This window comes from Pseudomonas sp. HLS-6 (assembly GCF_002753995.1).
GTDB lineage: Bacteria > Pseudomonadota > Gammaproteobacteria > Pseudomonadales > Pseudomonadaceae > Aquipseudomonas > Aquipseudomonas defluvii.
This window is the reverse complement of record NZ_CP024478.1, coordinates 3,762,299-3,776,281: the sequence shown is the minus strand read 5'-3', so window position 1 is coordinate 3,776,281 and position 13,983 is coordinate 3,762,299. Positions and strand designations below refer to the sequence as shown.

The 13,983-nt window shown below is 59.5% G+C and carries 11 protein-coding genes, 4 tRNA genes and 1 pseudogene; 10 read left to right on the top strand and 6 right to left on the bottom strand.

Translation table 11 applies throughout. The features are described from left to right. Nucleotides 1-242: 242 nt before the first annotated feature. A pseudogene (locus CS390_RS17660) lies at nt 243-1,941 on the top strand (DEAD/DEAH box helicase). Nucleotides 1,942-2,009: 68 nt separating this feature from the next. Here the strand turns inward: CS390_RS17660 and CS390_RS17655 are convergent. Continuing rightward, on the bottom strand, nt 2,010-2,777 hold the full coding sequence (locus CS390_RS17655; protein ID WP_065760471.1) for a class III extradiol ring-cleavage dioxygenase: 768 nt from the start codon (nt 2,775-2,777) through the stop codon (nt 2,010-2,012). A gap of 102 nt (nt 2,778-2,879) precedes the next feature. Here CS390_RS17655 and CS390_RS17650 point away from each other — a divergent pair, with 102 nt between their 5' ends. After that, on the top strand, nt 2,880-3,530 hold the full coding sequence (locus CS390_RS17650) for a thiopurine S-methyltransferase (RefSeq protein WP_099775470.1): 651 nt from the start codon (nt 2,880-2,882) through the stop codon (nt 3,528-3,530). A 979-nt stretch (nt 3,531-4,509) separates the two neighbouring features. On the opposite strand, the gene htpX is transcribed toward CS390_RS17650, so the two are convergent. Together htpX and CS390_RS17640 are read right to left on the bottom strand one after the other, a co-directional pair. Then, nucleotides 4,510-5,397, bottom strand: a complete 888-nt coding sequence (htpX, locus tag CS390_RS17645; RefSeq protein WP_065760469.1) for a protease HtpX — start codon at nt 5,395-5,397, stop codon at nt 4,510-4,512. 217 nt (nt 5,398-5,614) lie between these two features. Then, nucleotides 5,615-6,826 (bottom strand): pyridoxal phosphate-dependent aminotransferase, encoded by a 1,212-nt coding sequence (locus CS390_RS17640; protein WP_065760468.1) that lies wholly within the window; start codon nt 6,824-6,826, stop codon nt 5,615-5,617. 165 nt (nt 6,827-6,991) lie between these two features. Here CS390_RS17640 and msrB point away from each other — a divergent pair, with 165 nt between their 5' ends. Together msrB and CS390_RS17630 are read left to right on the top strand one after the other, a co-directional pair. Beyond that, on the top strand, nt 6,992-7,387 hold the full coding sequence (gene msrB / locus CS390_RS17635) for a peptide-methionine (R)-S-oxide reductase MsrB (protein WP_099775469.1): 396 nt from the start codon (nt 6,992-6,994) through the stop codon (nt 7,385-7,387). A 28-nt stretch (nt 7,388-7,415) separates the two neighbouring features. Beyond that, nucleotides 7,416-7,901: a glutathione peroxidase gene (locus tag CS390_RS17630; RefSeq protein WP_065760466.1), complete on the top strand. Its 486-nt coding sequence runs from the start codon at nt 7,416-7,418 to the stop codon at nt 7,899-7,901. 24 nt (nt 7,902-7,925) lie between these two features. Here CS390_RS17630 and CS390_RS17625 read toward each other — a convergent pair whose 3' ends face one another. After that, the gene (locus tag CS390_RS17625) at nt 7,926-10,277 is read right to left on the bottom strand and encodes a response regulator (protein ID WP_099775468.1); all 2,352 of its coding nucleotides are present in this window, start codon (nt 10,275-10,277) and stop codon (nt 7,926-7,928) included. Between the two features lie 81 nt (nt 10,278-10,358). On the opposite strand from CS390_RS17625, the gene CS390_RS17620 reads away from it, so the two are divergent. Together CS390_RS17620 and CS390_RS17615 are read left to right on the top strand one after the other, a co-directional pair. Then, entirely contained in the window at nt 10,359-11,252 is an 894-nt protein-coding gene (locus CS390_RS17620; RefSeq protein WP_099775467.1) for an ATP-binding protein, read from the top strand. Then, the gene (locus tag CS390_RS17615) at nt 11,245-11,739 is read left to right on the top strand and encodes a GAF domain-containing protein (protein ID WP_065760463.1); all 495 of its coding nucleotides are present in this window, start codon (nt 11,245-11,247) and stop codon (nt 11,737-11,739) included. Before CS390_RS17620 ends, CS390_RS17615 begins: the two co-directional genes overlap by 8 nt. Before the next feature lie 131 nt (nt 11,740-11,870). Here the strand turns inward: CS390_RS17615 and CS390_RS17610 are convergent, their stop codons facing one another. After that, nucleotides 11,871-12,638, bottom strand: coding sequence for a hypothetical protein (locus CS390_RS17610; protein ID WP_065760462.1), 768 nt, complete (start codon nt 12,636-12,638; stop codon nt 11,871-11,873). Nucleotides 12,639-12,923: 285 nt separating this feature from the next. Here CS390_RS17610 and CS390_RS17605 point away from each other — a divergent pair. The 4 genes from CS390_RS17605 (at nt 12,924) to CS390_RS17590 (ending at nt 13,335) form a co-directional block, all read left to right on the top strand. Further along, nucleotides 12,924-12,999 (top strand) — tRNA-Glu (locus CS390_RS17605). Nucleotides 13,000-13,001: 2 nt separating this feature from the next. Next, nucleotides 13,002-13,077, top strand: a tRNA-Gly gene (locus CS390_RS17600). A gap of 102 nt (nt 13,078-13,179) precedes the next feature. Further along, nucleotides 13,180-13,255, top strand: a tRNA-Glu gene (locus tag CS390_RS17595). 4 nt (nt 13,256-13,259) lie between these two features. Beyond that, nucleotides 13,260-13,335 (top strand) — tRNA-Gly (locus CS390_RS17590). Nucleotides 13,336-13,530: 195 nt separating this feature from the next. On the opposite strand, the gene CS390_RS17585 is transcribed toward CS390_RS17590, so the two are convergent. Further along, nucleotides 13,531-13,941, bottom strand: a complete 411-nt coding sequence (locus tag CS390_RS17585; RefSeq protein WP_065761473.1) for a PA2817 family protein — start codon at nt 13,939-13,941, stop codon at nt 13,531-13,533. Nucleotides 13,942-13,983: the final 42 nt, after the last annotated feature.

The following is a 13,983-nucleotide window of genomic DNA, read 5'->3' as shown; positions in this document are numbered from 1 at the left end:
TCTATGCTGTCATCTTTCGATAAAAAACTCTCACGTGAAGCGCTATTTCAGGTATAGTACGCGCCGGTCTTTTACTAGACCTCGTCTTAGGTAGTGCAATTTCCCGAAGCCAGCTTCGGCTGCGCGTCCGCACAGCGGACTCTCCTTGACGTTCCTTTTTCTTCAATCGTTTTCGCAAATCCCCGCCGACAAAGCTGCCAGGGTGACCCGTGGGTCTTACAAGGCATGCGCAGCTTTGGAGCATGGGTCTTTGCGGATGCACTTAGAGGCAGACCCATGACCCAGGAAACCGGCGGCTTCGCCGCTCTCGACCTTCATCCGAGCATTGTTGCTGCTGTATTGGCTACCGGCTACGAAGAGCCATCCGCCATTCAGCAACAATCGATCCCGATTATTCTCGCCGGTCATGACATGATCGGCCAGGCGCAGACAGGTACCGGTAAAACCGCTGCCTTCGCACTGCCAATCCTGAATCGCATCGACCCGAGCAAGCGCGAGCCGCAAGCCCTGATCCTGGCGCCAACCCGTGAGTTGGCGCTGCAAGTAGCCACCGCCTTTGAAACCTACGCCAAGCAAATGCCGGGCGTAACCGTGGTGGCCGTGTACGGTGGTGCCCCAATGGGCCCACAATTGAAAGCAATCCGTAACGGCGCGCAAATCGTCGTTGCTACCCCGGGCCGTCTCTGCGACCACCTGCGTCGTGATGAGAAAGTCCTGGCGACCGTCAATCACCTGGTGCTCGACGAAGCCGACGAAATGCTCAAGCTGGGCTTCATGGACGACCTGGAAGTCATCTTCAAGGCCATGCCGGAAAGCCGTCAGACCGTACTGTTCTCGGCGACCTTGCCTGCTTCTATCCGTGCCATCGCCGAGCGCCACCTGCGCGATCCGAAGCACGTCAAGATCCAGAGCAAGACCCAGACCGTAACGGCCATCGAGCAGGCTCACCTGATGGTCCACGCGGACCAGAAAGTAGCCGCTGTCCTGCGTTTGCTGGAAGTTGAAGAGTTCGATGCGCTGATCGCCTTCGTACGTACCAAGCAAGCGACCCTGGACCTGGCCAGCGCCCTGGAAGCCAAAGGCTACAAGGCTGCAGCACTGAACGGCGACATCGCCCAGAACCAGCGTGAGCGCGTCATCGACTCGCTCAAGGATGGCCGTCTGGACATCGTCGTCGCGACCGACGTTGCTGCTCGTGGTCTGGACGTACCGCGCATCACTCACGTGTTCAACGTTGACATGCCGTACGATCCTGAGTCTTACGTTCACCGTATTGGCCGTACTGGCCGTGCAGGTCGTGAAGGCCGTGCACTGCTGCTGGTCACCCCGCGTGAGCGTCGCATGCTGCAGGTTATCGAGCGTGTAACGGGCCAGAAAGTTGCCGAAGTTCGCCTGCCGAACGGCCAGGCTGTTCTGGATGCGCGTATCAAGAAGCTGACCAACAGCCTGGCGCCGCTGGTAGCCGACGCTGAGTCGACTCATGGCGACCTGCTGGACCGCCTGACCGCCGACATCGGTTGCAGCCCACGTGCCCTGGCTGCTGCCCTGCTGCGCAAAGCAACCAACGGTCAGGCGCTGACCCTGGAAGCGGTTGAGCGTGAGCAGCCACTGGTGCCGACCTACACTCCGCGTGAGCGTACTGCGGGTGATCGTCCAGAGCGCAGTGATCGTGAGCGTCGTGCGCCAATGCCGCTGGGCGAAGGTCGCGCTCGTTGCCGTACCGCGCTGGGTGCGCGTGATGGTATCGCTGCCAAGAACCTGCTCGGCGCTATCCTCAACGAGGGTGGCCTGGCACGTGAAGCAATCGGTCGCATCCAGGTGCGTGACAGCTTCAGCCTGGTTGAGCTGCCAGAAGACGGTCTTGAGCGTCTGCTGACCAAGCTCAAGGACACTCGCGTTGCCGGCAAGCAGCTGAAGCTGCGTCGCTACCGCGAAGATTGATCCGCGCGTCATAAAAAAATCCCCGACTGGTTCGGGGATTTTTTTTGCCTGTCGGCTGGGTGAATGGCTCAGTCGAAGCGGTAAATGTCCATTCCCAATGCACCCAGGGTGAAGCCTTGGTGAACAATGCTGAAATGCTCGCCTGCGCCGCGAGCGAAGTACAGCGGCAGCAAGTGTTCATCGCTCGGGTGGTTGCGCACCGCAAACGGTGCCTGGCGGCGATAGTCCAGCAGCGCGGCATCGTCACCGGCTTCGAGCTTTTCCACCATCCAGTCGCGGAATGCCAGTGCCCAGGGTTCTACGCTGTCCGGGCCTGCGTGCCAGGATAGCTCGCGCAGATTGTGGGTGATGCTGCCGGAGCCAATCAGCAGGATGTTTTCCTGGCGCAGCGCAGCCAGGGCATTACCAACCCGTTCCTGTAACTGTGGGCCCAGGTGGCTGGGCAGGGACACTTCTACGACCGGAATGTCGGCCTGTGGATACATCAGTGACAGCGGTACCCAGGCGCCATGGTCGAATGGGCGCTGTGGGTCGAGCGAAGCCGTCAGGCCGGCGCTCTTGAGCTGCTCGACAATCTGGGCTGCCAGTGCTGGTGCGCCGGGGGCGGGGTACTGAACGGCAAAGAGTGCCGGTGGAAAGCCACCAAAGTCATGCCAGGTTTTCGGGCTTGGGTGGCTGCTCACGCACAACGCCTGGCTCTCCCAGTGCGCAGAGACCACGATGATGGCTTTGGGTCGAGGCAGTGCTTCTGCCAGTCGTGCGAGGGCAGGGCCGCTCTCGCCGGGTTCCAGGGCGAGCATGGGCGAACCGTGGGAAATAAACAGACTGGGCAGCATGGAAGAGGTCCTGAGGTTAAGATGGGGTTATCTTCTGTCAGTTCATTTATCTAAATCTAATATAAGTTTTCGTATCATTTGATCGAAATTTTGGAGCCATTCATGCAGCCGGAATTTTGGCATGACCGCTGGGCGCGTAATCAGATCGGTTTTCACCTGGATCAGGTCAATCCTTACCTGCAGCGACACTGGCCCAGCCTCGGCTTGATGGCAGGCGACAAGGTGCTGGTGCCCTTGTGTGGCAAGAGTCTTGATCTGTTCTGGTTGGCCGGGCAAGGGTTGCGGGTGCAGGGTATTGAGTTGTCCGAGCGTGCGGTAGAGGCGTTTTTCAGCGAGCATCAGTTGCATCCGCAGGTATCTCGACGTGGCGCTTTCAAGGTCTACCAGTGCGAGGGGCTTGAGCTCTGGTGTGGCGATATCTTTGCCCTGACCGCCGAAGATGTTGGCGATTGCTCGGCCCTGTATGACCGTGCAGCCCTGATTGCCTTGCCCGCACCGATGCGCCAGCGCTATGCCAGCCACCTGCAAGCGTTGCTGGCGGCACACGCCAAGGGGCTGTTGATCACACTGGACTACGATCAATCAACGATCGACGGGCCGCCCTTTGCCGTACTTGAGGCAGAAGTCCGTGCCCTGTACGCAGGGTGGCAGATTACCTTTGAAGAGACGCGGGACATTCTCGCGGAGAGCCCAAAGTTCCAGGCAGCGGGAAGCGCGGGCTTGTTGGAGCATGTGTATCGGCTCGAACGCTGACCACAGGCCAGACACCCCGCTGACGCCATCGCAGGCTGTAGGAGCCGGGCTTGCCCGCGATGCAGACGCCGCGCACTCACAGGCACCCCACCGACGCCATCACAGGCAAGCCTGCTCCAACAGAGCACGCGCAACCTGTAGGAGCCGGGCTTGCCCGCGATGCAGACGCCGCGAACTCACAGGCACCCCACCGACGCCATCGCAGGCAAGCCAGCTCCAACAGAGCCCGCGTAACCTGTAGGAGCCGGGCTTGCCCGCGATGCAGCCGCCGCGAACCCGCTGAGACCCCACCGACGCCATCGCAGGCAAGCCAGCTCCAACAGAACCCGCGCAGCCTGTAGGAGCCGGGCTTGCCCGCGATGCAGCCACCGCGAACTCACTGACACCCCACCGACGCCATCGCAGGCAAGCCAGCTCCAACAGAGCCCGCGCAGCCTGTAGGAGCCGGGCTTGCCCGCGATGCAGGCGCCGCGAACTCACAGGCACCCCACCGACGCCATCGCAGGCAAGCCAGCTCCAACAGAGCTCGCGCCAGCTGTAGGAGCCGGGCTTGCCCGCGATGCAGGCGCCGCGCACTCACAGGCACCCCACCGACGCCATCACAGGCACGCCAGCTCCAACAGAGCCCGCGTAACCTGTAGGAGCCGGGCTTGCCCGCGATGCAGACGCCGCGCACTCACAGGCACCCCACCGACGCCATCGCAGGCAAGCCTGCTAATGCAACCTGTAGGAGCCGGGCTTGCCCGCGATGCAAACGCCGCGAACTCACAGGCACCCCACTGACGCCATCGCAGGCAAGCCAGCTCCAACAGGGCCTGCGCCAGCTGTAGGAGCCGGGCTTGCCCGCGATGCAGACGCCGCGCACTCACAGGCACCCCACTGACGCCATCACAGGCACGCCTGCATCCCACAGGAAATGCAGCGTTCTGCACACAAAAAAAGGGCGACCTGAGTCGCCCTTTTGTCTATTGCGTAACGGTCAGCCGTGACGGCGCAGGGCGTCGATACGGTCTTCCAACGGTGGGTGGCTCATCAGCAGGCCAGCCAGGCCATGCTTGAGGCCGCCATTGATGCCGAAGGCATTCAGGGTGTCAGGCATGTGCACCGGTACGCCCTGTTCCGAACGCAGGCGCTGCAGGGCGCCAATCATGGCGTTGGTGCCGGCGAGGCGGGCACCGGCTTCGTCAGCGCGGTATTCGCGTTTACGCGAGAACCACATGACGATCATGCTGGCGAGAATGCCCAGTACCAGTTCGGCGACGATGGTCGCAACGTAGTAGGCAATACCCTGGCCTTCTTCGTTCTTGAAGATCACCTTGTCGACAAAGTTACCGATGATGCGGGCAAAGAACATCACGAAGGTGTTGACCACGCCCTGGATGAGCGCGAGGGTAACCATGTCGCCGTTGGCAACGTGGCCGATCTCGTGGGCCAGCACTGCGCGTACTTCGTCGGGTGAGAAGCGTTCCAGCAGGCCTTGGCTGACCGCTACCAGGGCGTCATTGCGGTTCCAGCCGGTCGCGAAGGCGTTGGCCTCGTAGGCAGGGAAAATACCCACTTCCGGCATCTTGATACCGGCTTCGCGGGAGAGCTCTTCAACAGTCTGGAGCAGCCATTGCTCGTGACGCGTGCGCGGCTGGCTGATGATCTGCGTGCCGGTGCTCATCTTCGCCATCCACTTGGAGATGAACAGCGAGAACAGCGAGCCGGCGAAGCCGAACACAGCACAGAAAATCAGCAGTTGATTGAGGTTGAGGTCAACCCCGTTGGCTGCCATGAACCCGTTGAAGCCAAACAGACTCAGGGTAATGCTGGCAATCAGCACAACCGCGAGGTTGGTGGCCACAAACAGCAAGATGCGCATCATGGTTGTTACGTTCTCCTGACGGATAAAAATGTAGCGTATGCGGGTATATAAGGTGCCCGCCCCGCTGATTCAACCGGGGGACTATTTCAAACTGTGTACTTACCCGCGTGGCAGGCACCGGATTTTTTCGCGCGCCAACGCTGTAATGGCTGTAGGAAAAAACCTTATTAGGTGTGAGACCTGCGCCAGGGGCGGCGCAGGCTGGTTTCGCGGTGCGTTACTGCTTGTACGTCTTGAGGAAATTGCCGATACGACCGATTGCCTGTTCCAGGTCATCCACACGTGGCAGTGTCACGACACGGAAGTGGTCCGGCCATGGCCAGTTGAACGCAGTGCCCTGGACGATCAGCAGCTTCTCGGAGAGCAGCAGGTCGAGAACAAACTTCTCGTCGTTGAAGATCGGGCAGACTTTCGGATCGATTTTCGGGAACGCATAGAGTGCACCCATCGGCTTCACGCAGCTGACGCCGGGGATGTCGTTGAGCAGTTCCCAAGTGCGATTGCGTTGCTCGAGCAGACGGCCCTGTGGCAGTACCAGGTCGTTGATGCTCTGGTAGCCGCCCAGTGCGGTCTGAATGGCGTGCTGGCTCGGCACGTTGGCACACAGGCGCATGTTGGCCAGCATGTCGATGCCTTCGATGTAGCTCTGGGCATGCAGCTTGGGCCCGGAGATGGCCAGCCAGCCGGAACGGAAGCCAGCAACCCGGTAGGACTTGGACAGGCCGTTGAAGGTCAGGCAGAGCAGGTCGGGTGCCAACGAGGCGGTGCTGATGTGCACGGCTTCGTCATAGAGAATCTTGTCGTAGATTTCGTCGGAGAACACCACCAGGTTGTGCTGGCGCGCCAGCTCGAGCATACCCAGCAGCAGTTCGCGGGAATACACCGCGCCGGTCGGGTTGTTCGGGTTGATGATCACCATGGCCTTGGTGTTTGGTGTGATCTTGGCCTTGATGTCGTCCAGGTCTGGGAACCAGTCGGCCTGTTCGTCGCACAGGTAGTGAACCGGTTTGCCACCCGCCAGGCTGACTGCGGCGGTCCACAGTGGGTAGTCCGGTGCCGGGATCAGGACTTCGTCACCGTTGTTGAGCAGTGCCTGCATCGACATCACGATCAGTTCGGACACGCCGTTGCCCAGGTAGATGTCTTCGATACCGACACCTTCTACCTGTTTCTGCTGGTAGTACTGCATCACGGCCTTGCGCGCACTGAACAGGCCTTTGGAGTCGCTGTAGCCTTGTGCAGTCGGCAGGTTGCGGATCACATCCTGGAGAATTTCCTCCGGTGCCTCGAAACCAAAGGGCGCCGGGTTGCCGATGTTCAGCTTGAGGATGCGGTGGCCTTCCTCTTCCAGGCGTTTGGCGTGCTTGAGCACCGGGCCGCGAATGTCATAGCAGACATTGGCGAGCTTGTTCGATTTGCTGACCTGCATGATGTGATCCCGATTAGAAAAGATCGCCGCGCATTGCGCTGTGAAAACGTTTGAAATGCGTGTAACGCGGGTGCCAGACTGGCGTCTGATGAGGCGCAATAATACGTGCCACCCGCGTTGCCGAAAAGACACGACGCGGGCTTTTTCCGTTACAGAGGTTTCCCCATGGACAAGATCGACAAAACCCTCGACGAATGGCGTGCAATGCTTGACCCGGAGCAGTACCAGGTCTGTCGTCTGAAGGGCACCGAGCGGCCGTTCAGTGGCAAGTACAACTCAACCAGGACTGATGGTGTCTACCATTGCATCTGCTGCAGCGCGCCGTTGTTCGACTCTCGGGCAAAATTCGATTCGGGCTGCGGCTGGCCCAGCTTTTACGAGCCGATTGCCGACAGCGCGATGATCGAAATCCGTGATACCTCGCACGGCATGATCCGTACCGAGGTGACGTGCGCGGTCTGCGATGCCCACCTTGGGCATGTGTTTCCCGATGGCCCGCCGCCGACAGGCCTGCGTTATTGCATCAATTCGGTGTGCCTGGACCTGGTTCCTCGAACCTGACCTGTGGACTATTCAAGGAGAGTCGGTCATGGCTGACGCACTGTTGAGCATCCCTTGCACCACGATCAAGGGTGAGCAGAAAACCCTGGTGGACTTCCCGGCCAAGGCGGTGTTGCTTGTCAATACCGCCAGCGAATGCGGGTTCACCGGGCAGTACAAGGGCCTTGAGCAGCTCTGGCAGCGTTACCGTGAGCGAGGCCTGGTGGTGCTGGCATTTCCCTGCAACCAGTTCGGTAAGCAGGAGCCGGGTGATGAACGGGCCATTGCAGGTTTCTGTGAGTTGAACTTCGGCGTCAGCTTTCCGCTGTTTGCCAAGGTCGATGTCAACGGGCCTGCGGCTCATCCCTTGTTCGTTGAGCTGAAAAAGCGGGCCCCGGGGTTGCTGGGGTCTCAGGCGATCAAGTGGAACTTCACCAAGTTCCTCTTCGACCCGGCAACGGGCCGGGTCAGTCGTTTTGCGCCCAGTACCAAGCCGGAGGCCTTGGTGGAGCAGATCGAGTCGCTGCTCAAGTGAGCACTGTCGGCAGTATGCGGCGTGTTACAGGGGCACCCACTGATTGATCAGGGTGAGCAGCTCCTCGCGGCGAAACGGTTTGGCCAGGTAGTCGTTCATGCCCGCCGCGCGGCAGCGCTCACGTTCCTCGGGCATGGCGTTGGCGGTCAGGGCGATAATCGGCAGCGTTGGCCAGCGTCCGCTCTGGCGGATCCTCCGGCTGGCCTCGTAGCCATCCATCACCGGCATGTTGCAGTCCATCAGCACCAGGTCGAAGTCGTTTCGCTCAAGCTGTTCCAGAGCCTCCACGCCTTGCTTGGCGACACTGACGTCGCAGCCGAGCTTGGCCAGCATGCCTTTCGCGACCAGTTGGTTAACCGGGTTGTCCTCGACCAGCAGGATGTGTGCTCGACGCTCGCTGTTCGGGCTGCCCTGCTGGGGTGGCGAGGTGGGGCTGTCTGAGCCGTGCAGGGCGCGTTGCAATGACTGGTACAGGGCGCTGCGGGTGAGGGGGCGTGCTTGTTGTTGCAAGGGCGCCAGTTGTGCGGCGTGTTCGCTGGACAGGAAGTTACCGTATGCCGTGATCAGCAGGATCGGTGCTTTGACGGTGGGGCGTAGGTCGAACAGCCCGCTCAGGTTGTCGGTGATCAGCAGATCAGGTTGCTGTTCGGGCAGCGTGTCGAGGTTGTCGTGCCGCCGATAATCAAGGCCCCAGGCAGGCAACAGTGTCGCCAGCAGTTCATCCAGGCCGCTGTCTGCAGTGCTGATGGCAGCAATCCGTCCTTGTAACGGTGCTGGTGCGATTGCCAGCGTGTGGGCTGGCAACGGTAACTCGGCACTGAACTGGCTGCCAAAACCTGCTTCGGAACTGATGCTGAGGCGGCCTTGCATGGCCTCGCAGAGATTATTGGTCAGGGTCAGGCCCAGGCCGGTGCCACCATACTGGCGTGTGATGCCAGCCCCGGCCTGGGTGAAGGGTTGAAATATCCTGACTTGTGCATCGTAGGGAATACCAATGCCCGTATCGCAGACATCCAGGCGTACGCCGCCAGATTCGCTGCGCAGGCGTACGTCCACGCGCCCAAAGCGGGTGAATTTCAGGGCGTTGGACAGCAGGTTGCTGACGATCTGCCTGACCCGAGTCGGGTCGCCAAGCACCAGGGCTGGAAATTTCGGATCGATCAGGCAGGTGAGCTCGACGCTGGGGGCGGCATTCTGCGAAAGCAGGCTGGCGGTGTCCTCCACCAGTGTGCCGAGGTCGAACGGGATTCGTTCCAGCTCCAGCTGTCCGGCATCGAACTTGGAGAGGTCCAGAATATCGTTGAGCAGTTCCACCAGTACTTTGCCCGAGTCGTGGGCAATCGACAGTTGCTGGCGCTGTTCGGCATTCAGTGGGCTGTCCAGTGAAAGTGCGATCATGCCCAGCAAACCGTTCAGCGGTGTGCGGATTTCGTGGCTCATGTTGGCCAGGAAGGCTGCTCGAGCCTGCGCCATGTCCAGGGCGCGGCGTCGGGCGACTTCGAGTTCTTCATTGGAACGGCTGAGGCTTGCGTTGCTGGCCCGCAGTTCATTGGTGCGTGCCGAGACGATGTTTTCCAGTTCGCTCAGGTAGTCAGTCAGGCGATTTTCGGCATTGCGCCGTTGTTGGATCTCGGTCGCCATGCTGACGAATTGCTGGTTGGCGACTTTTACCAATACCCCAATCTCATCCTGTTCATGGCCTGGCGGGAAGGAGAGCTTGTTTTGGTTGGGGTTGCGTGAGTCACTGTTGCTCAGCGCACGGATTACCCGAACCAGCGGTTTGGTCAGCATGAAGTAAAACAGGGTCAGCAGAATGCATGTCAGCACCAGGCTGCGTACAAAGCCGCTGAGCAGGGTGACTTCCGCACGTTTCAGGAAGCGGCTGCCGAAGGCGAAGGTATCGACTTCCAGAAACAGCGTGCCGAGGTACTCATCCGGCATGTGGCTGAGCTGCAGGCGTTCCTGGAATTCACGATGTTCGCCGAACAGAAAATCGCTGAGCACCCGGTAGCGGCTTTCCAGGCGTGGGCGCTGGACATCAGCCAATACGGTGTCGTTGTTGTCGATCAGGCGTACCTGGATGATCGCGGGCGACTGCAGCAGGCCCTGAGCCAGTTCCTGGGCGAGCTCCGAGTCGATGTTGTAGGCAATTCGGGAGGCCGGGTTGTGACTGATTTCCAGGAGTGCACGCATCTCGCGGTTGATGGAGGCGTCTTCACTGGCATAATCGATGCCGATCTGGAGAAGACTGAGCAAGGTACCCAGGACGAAGCCTGCCAGGACTGTCAGCCTGGCTTGCTTATAGGACAGGCGATTGGTGAACTTGATATCCATGGGTTCCGAGCCAGTTTCACATTCCGTGCGCTGCGCAAGCATAGCCGATCAGCCCCGGCTCCTGGCACGTCCTGTTGCATATTCCGCTTGCCCATTTGCCTGAATCTGTCTTGAGGAATTGATGTGGACTCTCGTGTGAATGCTTTTCTTGAGCGCGCTGAAGCTGTATTGGCGCGGTTGGAACCTCTTTTGCCTGCGCCACGCCCGGCCATTGACTGGGGACATTGCCTGGCTGCCCGTTGGCAGCGTGAAGGGCGCAGTGGCTTCCTGCTGCCGCTGGACGTGAGCCTGGACATGCGTTTGTCCGACCTGATCGGCATCGATCAGCAGCGTGAGCAGTTAAGGCGCAATACCCGTCAGTTTCTCGATGGCATGCCGGCCAATCATGCGCTGCTGTGGGGATCGCGTGGTACGGGTAAATCGTCGTTGGTGCGTGCGTTGCTGGCGGAGTATGCGACGGCAGGTTTGCGGTTGATCGAAATCGAGCGTGACCACTTGGCTGATTTGCCGCGGGTGGTTGAGCAGTTGCACAAACTGCCTCAGCGCTTTGTGTTGTTCTGTGACGACCTCTCGTTCGAGGCCGGGGAGAGCGACTATCGCGTGCTCAAAAGTGTGCTGGATGGTTCGTTGGAGCAGGCGCCGGACAATGTGCTGTTGTACGCCACGTCCAACCGTCGGCACCTCGTGCCAGAGAAGCAGAGCGACAATGAAAACTGGAAAATGATCGACGGTGAGCTTCACCCCAACGAGGCAGTGGAGGACAAGATCGCCCTGTCTGACCGTTTTGGCCTGTGGCTGTCGTTCTATCCCTTCACTCAGGAACACTTTCTGGATGTGGTCGAGCACTGGATCAGTCAGCTGGCGCAAGCCTCGGACCTGGTCTGGGTGCGTGATGAAACACTGGAAAAGGCTGCGATTCGCTGGGCCACGGGGCGTGGCAATCGTAATGGCCGTTGTGCTTATCAGTTCGCCCGTTACTGGGTAGGACTTAAATTGCTGGAGCAGAAACATGATTGATTTGAATGCAACCGGTGCTGGCTTGTCTGGCTATGGTCTGCTGGCTGCGCAACTGGAAGCCTTGCTGGCTGACGAGCGCGACTTTATTGCCAACGCTGCTCAGTTCTCGGCCTTTCTCTATAGTCAGGTCGATGACCTGAACTGGGCGGGCTTCTACCTTAATCGTAACGAAGAGTTGGTGTTGGGGCCGTTCCAGGGGCAGGTTGCCTGTGTGCGGATTCCGTTTGGCCGTGGGGTGTGCGGTGCCGCTGCCGCTACTCGGCAGACCCAGCGGGTTGAAGATGTGCATGCGTTTCCAGGGCACATTGCCTGCGACAGCGCCTCGAACAGCGAACTGGTGATCCCGCTGGTCAAGGACGGGTGCTTGATTGGGGTGCTGGACCTGGACAGCCCGAAGCTTGCGCGGTTTACGGTTGAGGATCAGGCCGGGCTGGAGCGCCTTGCCGAGATATTCCTGCGCTCAACGGACTGCTCCCTGGTGATGTAGGCAGCACGCTGCTCACGGGCAAGTCTGCTTCCAGGGTGTTGCACACGGTATGGAAGCGGGGCTTGCCAACATTGCAGGCGTTGTGTTCTCACTGACACCCCCTGATGCCGTTGCAGGGGGTGTTTCCTGTTTCAGTCGTAGATGACTTTCTTCTTCCAGTCTTCAGTGGTGTCGGACTTCAAGCCCTCGGTGAGTTCGTTGACCTCGTCTTCGGCAGGTTCAAGCGTACTCAGCACCTGTGCATTGGCGCGCGCCAGCAGCTTCTCCATATAAGCGAGCTGCTCCTGGTAGACAGCAGGTTCCGGCTGCTTTCGCAGGTATTGCACGCCGCGCTCGAAGGCCAGGCGGGCATGGCCCGGTTGGTTCTGCTGCAAGGCCTGTTGGCCCAGGTTGTTGAAGAACTCGATATGCAGCAGCACCAGAATATGACGGACTTCCTTGACCCAGTACTTGGCTTCGTTGGTCGGCAGGAAACCTTCCTGGGCTGCACGGGTCACTTGATTGTGCAAGCCTTCAAGTAGAAAGCGCACATCCTTGGCGCGGGCTTCGGTCTGGATCGGCCCTGGCGGATTGTTTACCGGCAAGGCCTCACCTTTGGCAATCAATCCTTCCAGTTCGGCGATGCGCGCCTTGATCTCACTGTTGTGCTTGTCCAGCGCCAGTTGGCGCAGGTTCAGGTTGAGTTCCAGGCGGGTCAGCAGCAGCTTCAAGGCCGGGGTCATCAACTGGCCAGGAAAGGTTTCTGTGATTTCGCCACAACGGCGCAGGCGTTCGGCCAGCTCGACTTTCAGTCGGGCCCGCTCCAGCTTGTTGTTCTCGACTACATTGTTCAGGTAGCCGATCACGATCAATAGTGCGATCCCGGCCACTATAAGCAGGGTGATCAGAAGTGGTGTCACCGTTAACGCCTCATGCAGGGTTATTTACCGTTTGAGTGTAGTGGCTTAGCTTTTAACCGGATAGACCTGTTCGAGGGTCGTCGCTCATCAGTAAAGGCGCAGTGCCTTCCCCTGTGTCGGCTGATCCTGCCGAGCCTTGAGCGGGCTGGAAAGCAGGGGGAAGTCATTGATTTAAATAAATTTGTATCTGGGGGTTGACGACTCTTCAAAGCACCCCTAGAATGCGCGCCACTTGCAGCGTAAAGCACACAGCGAAACGCAGCAGGGAGCGAAAAGTTGTAGTGTGTCCCCTTCGTCTAGTGGCCTAGGACACCGCCCTTTCACGGCGGTAACAGGGGTTCGAGTCCCCTAGGGGACGCCAATGCGGGAATAGCTCAGTTGGTAGAGCACGACCTTGCCAAGGTCGGGGTCGCGAGTTCGAGTCTCGTTTCCCGCTCCAGTTTAACGGTCTTGCTCAAGGGCAGGGCTGGTAAGAAAATCCAGGTTAGGGTCTAAGATTCTGATCTGGTCACTGAAACATGCGTTGCATGTTTTGGGCAGCGTCCCCTTCGTCTAGTGGCCTAGGACACCGCCCTTTCACGGCGGTAACAGGGGTTCGAGTCCCCTAGGGGACGCCATTTTGCGGGAATAGCTCAGTTGGTAGAGCACGACCTTGCCAAGGTCGGGGTCGCGAGTTCGAGTCTCGTTTCCCGCTCCAATTCAAAGAAAACGCCGTTCGATTGAACGGCGTTTTTTTTTGCCTTTGAAAAGCCCATGCACGGTATTTACCGCCCCTGGATCAGGCCTGTGCGGTTTGCTGCTCTGGCTTTGCTGCGCTGGTCGTTGTGTCAGTGGCCTTGAGCGGTGTTCAGGCAGCGCCCTTGAAGAGCCCTGCCTTCACCTTTGCGTTGTCTTAGTGCTTGCTGTCGTCGTTCGACATGCTCAGCAGCTGTTTTTCCTGGTTCCAGTCGAATGGCTCGTCATTCTGCTCCGCTTCATAGCGGCGCTCTTCCAGTGCCTGATACAGGTCCAGCTCGTCGTCTGGCATGAAATGCAGGCAATCGCCACCGAAGAACCACAGCAGGTCGCGTGGCACCAGGTGGGCAATCTGTGGGTAACGCTGAATGACCTGGCACATCAGGTCCTGGCCCAGGTATTGGCTTTCCAGTGGGTCTTGTGGAAGTTGCGTCAGCAGTTCGTCGAAGCGTTCGAGGAACAGGGCATGGCTCTCTTCCGGTACCTGTTCGGCCTCGCCCAGTGCAACCAGAATGGTGCGCAGGTGGTTGAGCAGGTTGAGATGGTAATCCAGATGCGCGTTGGCCATGCTGGCGATCCTCTTGAGCAAAACGGGCGCGGGAGTATACGG

Coding starts and splice junctions, on each gene's coding strand:
- CS390_RS17585 (WP_065761473.1), bottom strand. CDS start 13,941: ATGGCCAACGCGCATCTGGATTACCATCTCAACCTGCTCAACCACCTG.
- CS390_RS17650 (WP_099775470.1), top strand. CDS start 2,880: ATGCAGCCGGAATTTTGGCATGACCGCTGGGCGCGTAATCAGATCGGT.
- CS390_RS17630 (WP_065760466.1), top strand. CDS start 7,416: ATGGCTGACGCACTGTTGAGCATCCCTTGCACCACGATCAAGGGTGAG.
- msrB (WP_099775469.1), top strand. CDS start 6,992: ATGGACAAGATCGACAAAACCCTCGACGAATGGCGTGCAATGCTTGAC.
- CS390_RS17625 (WP_099775468.1), bottom strand. CDS start 10,277: ATGCTTGCGCAGCGCACGGAATGTGAAACTGGCTCGGAACCCATGGAT.
- CS390_RS17615 (WP_065760463.1), top strand. CDS start 11,245: ATGATTGATTTGAATGCAACCGGTGCTGGCTTGTCTGGCTATGGTCTG.
- htpX (WP_065760469.1), bottom strand. CDS start 5,397: ATGATGCGCATCTTGCTGTTTGTGGCCACCAACCTCGCGGTTGTGCTG.
- CS390_RS17640 (WP_065760468.1), bottom strand. CDS start 6,826: ATGCAGGTCAGCAAATCGAACAAGCTCGCCAATGTCTGCTATGACATT.
- CS390_RS17655 (WP_065760471.1), bottom strand. CDS start 2,777: ATGCTGCCCAGTCTGTTTATTTCCCACGGTTCGCCCATGCTCGCCCTG.